Source organism: Natranaerobius trueperi (assembly GCF_002216005.1).
Lineage (GTDB): Bacteria > Bacillota > Natranaerobiia > Natranaerobiales > Natranaerobiaceae > Natranaerobius_A > Natranaerobius_A trueperi.
The window spans coordinates 1-12,032 of record NZ_NIQC01000019.1 but is presented as its reverse complement, the minus strand read 5'-3'; the positions used below and the strand labels follow the sequence as shown (position 1 = coordinate 12,032).

General features: G+C 33.3%; 11 protein-coding genes and 1 riboswitch. All 11 genes read left to right on the top strand.

The window, feature by feature from the left end; all coding sequences use genetic code 11:
* The first annotated feature begins 4 nt into the window (after positions 1–4).
* The 11 genes from CDO51_RS08750 (at position 5) to CDO51_RS08700 (ending at position 11,816) form a co-directional block, all read left to right on the top strand.
* Positions 5–886: a tyrosine-type recombinase/integrase gene (locus CDO51_RS08750; protein WP_089023904.1), complete on the top strand. Its 882-nt coding sequence runs from the start codon at positions 5–7 to the stop codon at positions 884–886.
* Positions 887–891: 5 nt separating this feature from the next.
* Positions 892–1,740 carry a tyrosine-type recombinase/integrase gene (locus CDO51_RS08745; protein ID WP_158212405.1) on the top strand — a complete coding sequence of 283 codons (849 nt, stop codon included), beginning with the start codon at positions 892–894 and terminating at the stop codon, positions 1,738–1,740.
* Positions 1,741–2,051: 311 nt separating this feature from the next.
* Positions 2,052–3,083 carry a right-handed parallel beta-helix repeat-containing protein gene (locus CDO51_RS08740; protein ID WP_089023902.1) on the top strand — a complete coding sequence of 344 codons (1,032 nt, stop codon included), beginning with the start codon at positions 2,052–2,054 and terminating at the stop codon, positions 3,081–3,083.
* Positions 3,084–3,509: 426 nt separating this feature from the next.
* A complete protein-coding gene (locus CDO51_RS08735; RefSeq protein ID WP_420811489.1) occupies positions 3,510–4,412 on the top strand; it encodes a tyrosine-type recombinase/integrase in 903 nt (300 codons plus the stop codon).
* Between the two features lie 16 nt (positions 4,413–4,428).
* On the top strand, positions 4,429–5,274 hold the full coding sequence (locus tag CDO51_RS08730) for a tyrosine-type recombinase/integrase (protein ID WP_089023900.1): 846 nt from the start codon (positions 4,429–4,431) through the stop codon (positions 5,272–5,274).
* Between the two features lie 17 nt (positions 5,275–5,291).
* Positions 5,292–6,170: a tyrosine-type recombinase/integrase gene (locus CDO51_RS08725; protein ID WP_089023899.1), complete on the top strand. Its 879-nt coding sequence runs from the start codon at positions 5,292–5,294 to the stop codon at positions 6,168–6,170.
* Positions 6,171–6,186: 16 nt separating this feature from the next.
* Positions 6,187–6,990, top strand: coding sequence for a tyrosine-type recombinase/integrase (locus CDO51_RS08720; RefSeq protein WP_089023898.1), 804 nt, complete (start codon positions 6,187–6,189; stop codon positions 6,988–6,990).
* Positions 6,991–7,407: 417 nt separating this feature from the next.
* Complete coding sequence (locus CDO51_RS08715) at positions 7,408–7,911, top strand: TIR domain-containing protein (RefSeq protein WP_089023897.1); 504 nt, start codon at positions 7,408–7,410, stop codon at positions 7,909–7,911.
* Positions 7,912–7,944: 33 nt separating this feature from the next.
* Positions 7,945–9,381 (top strand): SIR2 family protein, encoded by a 1,437-nt coding sequence (locus tag CDO51_RS08710; RefSeq protein ID WP_089023896.1) that lies wholly within the window; start codon positions 7,945–7,947, stop codon positions 9,379–9,381.
* A 320-nt stretch (positions 9,382–9,701) separates the two neighbouring features.
* A riboswitch (cyclic di-GMP riboswitch) is annotated at positions 9,702–9,786 on the top strand.
* 41 nt (positions 9,787–9,827) lie between these two features.
* The gene (locus CDO51_RS08705; RefSeq protein ID WP_089023895.1) at positions 9,828–11,063 is read left to right on the top strand and encodes a hypothetical protein; all 1,236 of its coding nucleotides are present in this window, start codon (positions 9,828–9,830) and stop codon (positions 11,061–11,063) included.
* Between the two features lie 498 nt (positions 11,064–11,561).
* On the top strand, positions 11,562–11,816 hold the full coding sequence (locus tag CDO51_RS08700; protein WP_205842183.1) for a hypothetical protein: 255 nt from the start codon (positions 11,562–11,564) through the stop codon (positions 11,814–11,816).
* The last annotated feature ends 216 nt before the right edge of the window (positions 11,817–12,032 follow it).

The window sequence follows — 12,032 nt, the reverse complement described above, 5'->3', positions numbered from 1 at the left end:
TCAAATGACTAAAGACTGGGAAATCACCACAAAAGCTATAAGCTCGAAGAACCGTGAAATAGTAAATGACTACATCTCAGAGCTTTCTTCTATCAACAAAAGTAAAGAAACTATCAAACTTTATAGAAATGTCTTAAAACGAGTCTTTCTAATTAACCCAAAAGACCTTACAAAATGGAGCTCGAAAGATATTTTATACTGTATTGATAAACTATCTGAAGAAAAACAAGAAAATACAGAAAGCACTTATATTACAGTCATCTCAGCATTTTTAAAATTTTGTAAGAATGAAGAATACATAACTGACCTGAATGTAAAACCTGAATGGCGTCCCAAACTTACAGACTCGCTCCCTAGATATTTAGAGGAAAATGAACTAGTTAAAGCAAGGATTCAATCAGAAAAGGAAAAATTAAGAGATCGCTTACTTTTTGAGTTTTTTGTAAGTTCAGGGGCGAGGTGTTGTGAAGCTTACAGCTTAAATATCCAAAATCTTGATTTGAAAAAAAGAACCGCCAAAGTTATAGGAAAGGGTAAAAAAATCAGATTTATCTACTTTAATGAAGTCTCTTACATGTTATTTAAGAAGTATTTAAAAAATCGCCATCAAAGTAAAGGAGCAGTTTTTCTAAGTCAAAGTAAAAAAAGGCTTTCAACCAGGAGGATGCAAGTAATAATTAAAAATATCGGCAAAAAAGCAAATCTATCTTCTAAACTTACGCCCCACAGGCTGAGACATACCTTTGCTACTGACCTTTTAAATAAAGGGGCAGAAATGAGTTATATCGGTGACCAATTAGGTCACACCAACTTAAATGTCACAGGTGTTTATGCGAGACTACTTCTTGGAAGCATTGACGATGAATACAAAAGATGTATGGAGTGATGAAATTGTTAAAAGACAAAAACCAAAGAAAGATAGATGAGCTCGTAAGTCACTACAGAAAATCTAGAGAGGAAAGAACACTAATATTACACAAAAAGAATTTAACCTATTTTTTCAGATTTTGTAATAAAGAGTATTACGATGTAGAAAGAAAAGATATTAAAAGCTACAGACTAGCCATGAAAAACTCAGGGCTATCGCCAAGAACAATTAAAGACAGGCTAAACTCATTAAGACTATTTTATGAATATCTATATAAACAAGGCAAGACTTCAAAAAACCCTACAGAGAACATTGAAAACCCAAAGATTGATGAAACCCTTCCCTACTATTTAAGTTTTGATAAGCTGAATAAACTTCGGGAAATGGCAAAAGATAATAAAAGAGATAGTGCAGTAGTAGAAACCTTATATACTACAGGTGTTAGGTTAAGTGAACTAGTCCGCATTAAAAAAAAGGACATTAACTGGAAAAGTAAGTTTATCTTTATCCGAGATGGAAAAGGAAAAAAAGAAAGGTTTGTTAAGTTTAACACCGAGTGTTATTATCGGCTAAAGGGCTATTTAAGGGATAGAAACCCTAAAAGCGTTTATCTTTTCACCCCATACAATGGGAAAAAACCTATTAGCAAAAAGACAATCCAAGACATGTTTCATAACTACAGTGATAGGCTCGGCTTTCAAGTTAATGCAAGGACGCTACGCCATACCTTTGCTGCACATCTTGCTATACAAGGAATGCCCCTAGAATGTATTCAATTGTTACTCGGACACGATAAACGGGAAAACACCAAGGTATATACAAAGCTTTATCATGAAGCGAGAAAAGAAGTATATGATAAATACATCATTTAAAGTAAGCTAAAAAACGGCGAGACAAAAATCGCCGTTTTTTAGCGGAGGAGAAAGTTCGGTTATGAGCCGTTAACACAACAAAGAAAGTTTAATCCCATCCTGTAGAACACCTGCCATTAAGGTGATCTGCAGGATTTTTTGTTTTGGTTCGATGAAACGAGAAGTGCTATTAACAAAACAAACAGTGGTGGTAATGAAAATCAAATATAGAAAATCTGGTTCAAGGGGGTGGTGAAGAAAAAATAAGTAGATAAAAGCTTTCAAAGCTTTAACTATCAATCGAATAAAAAACTTAAGGAGGATGATTTTTAATGAAGAAGTTATCAATCATTTTACCGTTATCCATGGCATTTGTACTTATGATGTCTGGAGTAGGTTATGCAAATCCAATTTCAAATGAGTTGGAAGTAGATGTTACTGTTGAAGAAGATGTTGAGGAAATTGATTCCCAAGAAGCTCTTGAGAATGCTATTGAAAAAGATGCAAAAATTACTCTAGATGACAGTTTTACCATAGAAGATACTATTGTAATTGATGAGGATAATGTTGAAATTGATGGGAATGAAAATACATTGGAGCATGCATTCCATAAAGGTGAGATTTTTGAAATCACAGCTGATAATGTTACAGTTGAGGATGTTACTATTGTACAAACTGAGGAAGATCATGCACCATCTGAATTCAGCGTAACGGGTGAAAATGCAACGATACGAGATAATACAATCGAAAGACATGAGGACTCTACTGATGATCATGTACCTATTATGATACAAGATGTAGATGAAGTAACAATTAAAGATAATGATATAACAAAAGGTAATATTGGACTTGTTGTAGACAATCCAGCTTCTGATGACATAGTTGTTAAAGAGAATACTATTATAGAGGTAATGGATAGCGAAGGTATTTGGGCTGCAACAGAAATAGATGAAGAAAAAGATGCCATAGATGCCGCTTACGAATTAGCTAAGTCAAATACTATAGAAGATTATGATGCGGAAGGTCCTGTGAAAGTTGTAGATAAAGCTGGAAATGATCATTATAGTACTTATTTGAGAATGGATGAAGAAGTAAGTACTACAGAAGTGACTATGGATCAAGGAGATAGTAAAGATGTCACTGTTAATGCTGAAGTAATTTCACCAGAATTACTGCCAGATGAAGTAGGGTTATCTCATAACATAATAGACGAAGGAAGCGTTATAGCAGAAGTTAGCTATGATGATGAAATAGTAGTTGACGAAGGTGCTGAAGAAGTTGAAACTCAAGCGAATATAGAAGCCGCAGAAGATGAAAGTGGCGATGCCACAGTAGAATTTGAATTTGTTAACCTTAACAATTAATCTTAATAAGACAGCACAGAGGGTCCCGTTCAAACGGGGCCCTTCTTTTGTTTTCTAGAGAATAATGCTTGACCTTGAACGGCTGAAGTGATTTATAAATGTTATTGTTTAATCTCTACAATGGGTTTCTATTATAATCAATTACCCCAACTTAAGGTGTTAGTTGCTATTTTATATTTAACTGATTATAACAATAAGTGCTATCCATTAGATAGCATTTAAACATAATAATACTAACTAATAATTAGCAAATATGTAAAATACTACAAATATCCAAAAAGACCAAAACAGTACTAATGAAATTATTTGTAAATGGTTATAAAATGAAAACACAAACAAGTTAACATAATATCATTCATTGGAATACTCTTCCTGAAACTGAAACAATAACACTAAAATTACTATCACAGACAAGGGGGTGAAACCATAAAAAAATCCTACTGGTTAGTTGAAGATAGAAGAATTGATGCTACAAACAAAACTGTCATTAATGATTTTCTAGTAGAGTTAAAATCAGACGATAAGTCACCTAATACTATTGACCAATACAGGCGGAAACTGGAAAAACTTTTTATTGAAATTAATAAACCGCTAGAAGACTTAACAAAAGAAGATGTTTATAAATGGTTAAAAGGAAACTATTTCGATAAAGAACCCAAGACCCTGCAGCATACAATTTCTGTATTGTCTAGTTTCTTCAACCATTGCAGAGAAGAAGGGTGGCTAAGTCCAGAGAAAAAGTTACTCAAAAAAATCTGGAACCCTAGAATCCCTAAGAAATTGCCTATATATTATGATAGCACTCAACTCTCAAGAATCAGAATGAAACTAGACAAAATCAAACCGAGGGATAAAGCAATATTAGAACTGCTCCTTAGTTGTGGTTGGAGAAGAAGTGAACTAACTAACCTTAACCTAGAAGACATCAATTTAGATAAAAAGAGTGCCAAGATTTATAAAGGGAAAGGAAATAAACCCAGGACAGTATATTTTTCAATAAATTGTCGGATCTTCTTAAAGCAATATTTAAAAGAGAGGATAGCACGTGAAGGGGATGACGCACTGTTTTTAAATTATCGAGGTGAAAGAATTTCATCTGATGGAATTTACAAGATTTTAAAATCAATAGAAAAAAAACTAGACTTAAATTTATTAATTAGACCCCATACCTGTCGTCATAGCTTTGCGACTGAAAAGCTATCCAGGGGACTCAAGTTAAAGTTAATCTCTTATTTACTTGGTCATAATGACTTGAATACTACCATGATTTATATCCATATACTGACAGAAGACATGAAGTATGAATATGAAAAACGGATAGATTATTAAAAAGGGGCTAGTGTAAATGAAAAAAACTACGCAAGAAACAATAGATAGATTTTTTGAAGAGAATAATCAAATCTCTAGTAGCTCAACTGAAAGGGTGTACTATATTGCACTGCAACAGTTCTTTGATTATTGCCAAAAAAAATTTAATACAGTAAAGAAAGCTGATGTGAGAGATTGGGTGCTACATTTAGAGGAAGTGACAGGGTTAGAAAAGACTAGCATTAATCAAAAGATCTCAGCACTCAGATCATTTTACAGCTATTGTGATGAAGAAGACTTTGTCCCAGTAAATCCTGCTAAGACTATTAAGCTAAAGAAAATTGACTCATCAGAAGAACCTAAACATTTAACAGTAGCTCAAGTAGCTGAGCTTATGGAGATCTCTAAAGAAAGTAAACGAGAAAGATGTATTGTTCAAACACTTTATGTCACAGGAGTTAGAATAAGTGAACTATTAAATATCAGGCTCTCTGATATCTACTGGGACAGTGGTCAAATATTTATCACAAAAGCCAAAAACCATACTCAGAGATATGTATTTTTCAGTATAGATTGTAGGGAAAGATTAAAAAATTATCTGGCAAACAGAACTGTCGAAAGCTCCTATCTTTTTTGCAACAGGTGGGGCACCCCTTTATCTTCTGAATGGGTCAGGAGGTGTTTAAATAGGTACTCTGAATTCCTTGGTTATAAAATTACTCCTCACATGTTAAGACACAGTTTTGCCATGCACTTGGCTGATAAAGATCTAGAAGATTACTACCTACAAAAATTACTCGGTCATGCGAATATTAATTCCACCAAAATTTACACTGATTCTGACGAAGAAGAGGATAGAAAAGACTATGAACGGACTGAATAACTAAAGGAGGTAATACAATGACACAGATCTGGCAAGTACAAAACAACCAGGTTCCAGAAAGGGTGAGACATACAATACATGAATTCTTGAAGGAAATGAAATCTGCTGATAGAGAGTTTGAAAGTATAAAAAAATATGGACAACTATTAGAGAGATTCTTTGTTGCCACCCCCAAAGACTTTGAACACCTTACTTCTAATGATGTGATAGACTGGCTAAATAGTCTAGGTGATATAAAAGAAGCGACATTCAATCAATATTTATCCAAATTTACAATGTTCTTTAAATTTTGTGAGGATGAAGGATATATTGAAAAAGTTTTAGTTAAAAAACGCTGGCGAGCTAAAGTGCCAAAACCTGTTCCAAAGCATATTGATCCAATAAACTTAGCTAAATATAGACTTACGGTAGAGAATGAAAGTTTAAGAGATCAGGCAATTATAGAACTATTAATTTCATCGGGGGCTAGAAACAAAGAAATATGTGGTTTAGATATCAAAGATATAGACTTAGAAAATTGTAAAGCAAAAGTACTTGCAAAGGGAAACAAATTACAAACAAAGAAATTTTCTGATCAATGTCGAGTTATTCTAGAAAAATATCTAAAGGTTCATCCAGGTAATAGTTTCGCTTTATTTGTTAATAGAAATGGAAATAGAATAACCACCAATAATGTGAGAGATGTAGTAAAAAAGCATTGGAAAAAAGCAGAGCTATATGAGCGAGTGTATCCTCACAGATTTCGGCATAGTTTTGCTACCAACTTGTTAATAGAAGGAAAAGATTTATCGGCTATACGAGATGCCCTCGGACATGCCTTTGTCAGTACTACAATTATTTATACTAATTACCCATCGATAGAATTAAGAAAACTGTATAGAAAATATAAAGGTTAGAAGGGAGATAATTAAATTGCAAGTTCAAAGCAATCAAGATGTAATAGATAGATTTCTCTTTGATAACCAAAACAAACTAAGTGAGCTGACAGTCAAAGCATATAAGACAATGTTCAATCAATTTTTTTCATTTATCTCAAAAAGATTTGATGAAGTAAAACCGAATGATATAAGAGCCTGGCTTTCTCACCTTGATAGCCTAGAAAGGGGAACATCAACTAAAAGGAATAAACTATCATATCTAAAAAATTTTTATAATTACTGCTACGAAGAAGGGTTGATAGAAAGAGATCCAGCTAAAAATATATTAAAACCTAAGAAAAAACCACCTCTTCCTCAATATCTAAAAATCGACCAGTTAGAAAAGCTAAGGCAGGCCCCGAAAAACAAATTTCAAAAAGCTATGATAGAAACTTTTTATGATACTGGTGTCAGAGCTTCAGAATTTTTAAACATAAAACTACTTGATATTAACTGGGCAAATAGGGAGATTTTAATTACAAATGGGAAAGGAAAGAGGCAGCGGGTAGTATTATTTACAGAATACTGCAAGGAACTTTTAAAAGACTACCTAAATGATAGAGAAGATCATAGCCCTTATTTATTTATAAATACACTAGGAGAACCCCTCGGTTATCATATTTTAACGTATAATTTCTTAGAATTCACTGAGTTTTGTAGTTTTAAAGTAACTCCGTTAATATTAAGACATACCTTTGCATCTCACTTATTACTAAAAGGAATGCCAATTAGAGCAATACAATCTTTATTAGGGCACGAAAAAATTGAGAATACGGAGGTATACACAAGATTGCTTTAGAATGAATATCAACTTATTATAAATACATCTTTTCGTAATAGTTTGTACTATATCGTTTGAGGATGATGCAAGATAATTAATGATATTTTTAGGTGAACTAATAGCTAATGATCTTCTTAATTAATGAAACCGAAATATAAACTTAAGCCACTTATTACTCAGCGGTAGCCTTTTATAATTGCTACTGCTTAATTTTTTTACTATATAAACAACTAATTTTAACAAGTATTGTATAAAAGATCCAAATTTGTTAAAAGGAATTAGATTAGAAAATGAAGAATTTTACATATAAATAAGATCTTGGATTTAGATAGTATCATCTTACTTATATTTTACGAGCTATAAGGAGTAAAATATAAAAAGCAATTTGAATTCAAAAATCCAAGATAACATCACTTTACAAGGAGGTTCATTTTGATGGCACGGAGAGTGTTTTACAGTTTTCATTACAAACCTGATAATTGGCGAGCTGCACAGGTGAGAAATATGGGTGTTATTGAGGGAAATAAACCAGTTTCAGACAACCAATGGGAACAAATTAAGAAAAGCGGAGATCAGGCCATTGAAGATTGGATTGATGAACAACTGTATGGAAAATCATGTACTGTAGTTCTAATTGGAGAAAAAACTGCTGGTAGAAAATGGATTAAACGTGAAATCAAGAAATCATGGGAAAAGGGAAAAGGTCTATTTGGAATTTATATCCACAACCTAAAGGATTATAAAGGTGATCAATCAAAAAAAGGTAAAAATCCTTTTGAGGACTTTAATGTTGAATTTGAAGATAAAACAGTTAAGCTATCGAGCTTAGTAAAGGCTTACGATCCTCCTTATAAGAATAGCAAAAATGTTTACGACTATATTTATAATAACTTACAAGATTGGGTTGAAGAAGCAATAGAAACCAGAAATAATTATTAACAACTTTTAGCACAACAAAAGGGTGGTATCGGTATGGTTGCAACTATTAAAGAATTTGAAAAAGATTTTTTAAAAGCTATTAGGGATGGAAATGCAGCAATTTTTGCGGGAGCTGGTCTATCTAGACCATCGGGGTATTTAGATTGGAGAAGTCTTTTAAAAGAAATTGCTGACGACCTAGGGCTAGATATAGATAAAGAAGAAGATTTAATTGCAGTAGCTCAATATCATTATAATGAAAAAGGCCAAAACAGAAATAAAATCAACCAAAAAATTTTAGAAGAATTTACTAAAGAGGTTAAATCTAACGAAAATCTTGATATATTAACCCGTTTACCTATCCAAACGTATTGGACAACAAACTATGATACTTTAATTGAGGATTCAATTGAAGATAAAAACAGAAAACCTGATATTAAAATAACTCAAGAAAATTTAGCATTAAATGTTTCTGACAGAGATGCTATAATATATAAAATGCATGGTGATGTTAGAACTCCAGAAAATGCTGTTGTAACGAAGGATGATTATGAGACTTTTAATTTGAATAGACAACTATTTTCTACAAATTTACAAGGAGATTTAATATCAAAGACATTCTTATTTATAGGATTTAGCTTTGAAGATCCAAATCTCGCTTATATTCTGAGTAGAATACGTATTTTGTTAGGTGAAAACAGGCGTGATCATTATTGTTTTTTTAAAAAAGTACAACCTACAGATTACAAAAATGATGAAGATTATAAATATGACTTAATTAAGCAAGAATTAAAATGTAACGATTTAAAACGTTATTCCATAAATGCAATTCTAGTAGACGATTATTCAGAGATTACAGAAATACTCAGAGGTATTGAATTTAAAACAAAACTAAAAAACATTTTTATATCTGGAAGTGCAGAAGAATACGGTATATTTGAAAAATATGATGCAACTAACTTTATGTATAATATGTCTAAAGAATTAATAAGTCAAGATTTTAGGGTTATTTCAGGTTTTGGTATTGGAGTAGGTAGTTATATAATTAACGGGGCACTAGAAGAAATATACGATAGTAAATTTAAAAAAATAGATGATTATTTAACTTTGAAACCTTTTCCTCAAGTTTCTTCTAGTCATAAAGACTTAAAGGAACTTTGGACAGAATATCGAAAAAACTTGATTTATGAATCAGGTGTGGCTATTTTTATATTTGGAAACAAAAAAAATGATACTGGTATAATTAATGCAGCAGGAGTCTTTGAAGAGTTTGAAATAGCAAAAGAATATAATAAAATAATTATTCCAATTGGTTCTACTGGGTATGCTGCTAAAGAGATATTACAAGAGGTAAAATCTAACTTAGACAAATATTGGTATCTAAAAGATTCAATACAAATTCTTGAAAACGAAAGTAATGGTCAAAAACTAATTAACGAAATTATTAACATATTATCTCATGTTTTATCTTATAATATAGAAATAAAGTAATAGAATAGTTTTTGTTAAGTTTTATGTATACTTACTGTAGATGATTGTAATAAGCTTATTTAAGGGAAAGATGATGTTAAAGCAAAGGGAAAAACGAACCGTGGGAAATATCTTTTATCACAACAAATTGTTCTGAAGGCTAACCCCCTTCGGTCCTTGTATAGCAAGGGCTGGAGGGGGTTTTTAATATTTTCCATTACTCTTGATAGGTGCTATTAACAAAACAACAGTGGTAGCAATGAAAATTAAATATAAAAAATCTTGTTCAAGGGGGTGATGAAGAAAAAAACACACAGCAAAGTATTTAATACTTACTTAAAAATTGAAAAAGGCAAACCTATCGAAAGATAGGGACGCAAAGCCATAGGACCTTTCTTTCAAAAGAATGGTAGCCTGGCCGCCAATTAATTTAATGAAACAAAAAAATTAATTGGAGGGATATTTAAATGAAAAGGTTAAGTATAGTTTTAGCTTTATCGATGGTGTTTGTACTTATGATGTCTGGAGGAGCAATGGCAAATAATGATGACCCAATATCTAATATTTTGGAATCAGAAATTGAAGTTACAGAAGTAGATGAAGACATAGATGTGAATATTGAAAGACTAGTGGTTCATACTAGCCTTTACGAGGGATATAGCTTTGAATTCACGTTAGATAATGCAACAATATGCGAAGTCGATGATGTTAAAATAAACTTATATAGAGATGATAGTAAACTAGCTACCAATGAATTGGATAGTTGGGAAGAGTTAGACGATGAATCAGGATTATCATCACCTTTTGCTCCATTTGGAAGTTTTGATTATGAAGAAGATGGCTATTGGGAAAATACTTGGCATGATTCACGTTTTTTAGTTCCAGATGAAGGTGAAGTTATTGTTACAATTAATGATGAAGATTATGAAGAAACCATTGACGTAGACCTTGACAGTGATGCGGAAGCTTTCTTACCTGATGAAGATGATATAGAACTAGAAAGATTATCAGGTGTTAGCGATGGTTATAGTTATGAAGTAGTTTTTAATGGTTTTGATTCAAGCCATCTAGACGAATTAGATTTAAACATATACGGAGAGAATGAAAAGCTAGCAACTAATACAGCAACCGACGATTTTTTTGCGTTAGAAGAAAACGACTGGTCATCTCCTATTAGATTCCCGACAACATATGAATATGACGATGATAACTACTGGAATAATGAATGGCATGAATCAACGTTGATTTTAGCAGAAGATGCAGAGTTAATCATAGATGGTGGAGAAATAGAAGTTAAGTGGGAAGATGTACTTGAAAATGAGGATAGAATTTCATTCCCCGAAGAACCAGTTCAACTTTCATGGACCTTAGATGACTCTGTAAATGTTGATAAAGGAGACGAACTCACCTTTGATGTGGAAGCAGAAGTTGCAGAAAATGTTAACTGGGTTGATGATGTAAGGTATGTAATCGAAGTTGAGAAAGACGATATTGAAGAGAATGATTTTGATATCATAAAAATAGATGAAGTTGAAGATCTTGAGGGTATAATGGAAACATTTGATTATGAAGATGGTAAAGCGACAGGTAACTGGGGACCAGATGGATTTACTTTAGAAGAGACCAAAAAAACAGAGTTTAAAGTTGAATTTAATGAAAAAGGTACTTATGATCTTACTGTTTATGCAATACAAGTTGAATAAAAGATAAGACAGCACAGAGGGTCCCGTTCAAACGGGGCCCTTCTTTGTTTGCCCTACATGAACGGTAGCTAGGCGGTGAAAGTCCGCTACAGGCTTGGTGGTAGGAACTGTTAGCAGATGGCAAGGGCGTCCATCGTGAGGTGGAGTCTGAAGGAAGCCTAATGCAAAATCTCGGTCTGACGAACAGAAACCACATACAAGGCATATGTGGGGTGGATAAGTGTGCATAACAAAACAAAATCCACTACCACCCGAACTCTACGGTGTAAATGTGGCAGATACATGAGAGGAAAGTTACCGTTCTTAACAGGGGAGGTCTTACGGGGGTTGCCGACAAGAGGTTTTAACCAACAACCCACAGCGACAAATCGTGCAGTGATGCACGGTTGAACCGTAAGAAGTCAGCAGAGGTCATAGTACCGGAGACGGGAAGGACCGAACAATGGTAGTCTTTTAAACTAGAGAGAAGGTGAGATAGTGCAAAGAGAGCAGAAAACTGTGAAAACAGGCTTCCCTTGCGAGGGTATGGCAGAACCAGAGAGTACCAAGGGAGCGCGGAGTACTAGCTCACTGGAACCTAGTGAGAAAGACAGTGCAGAAAGCTTACTTGATAAATTAATGCATACAGGGAATTTAAATGAAGCCTACAAAAGAGTAAAGCAAAACAGAGGAGCGGCAGGCGTTGACGGGATGACAGTCGATGAGCTAATGCCATACTTAAAAGAAAATAAGGACGCAGTAAGCGTCAAATAGCACCCACATTTCGAGGATGTCCTGAATTTTGTGTAAATGGTATCTCTCTTAATAAATTTACTTACTAGTTTCATCCCTATTTTCTCGATCAAGATTAGATTTATACCTCAATACGGTAATTCTGGTTTGAGTCGATCTTCGAAATGGATGGCGAGCTGTGAGATACAACTCTTCCAATTAAAAACTGGTTGATTCCATTTCTTAGTGATATCCATA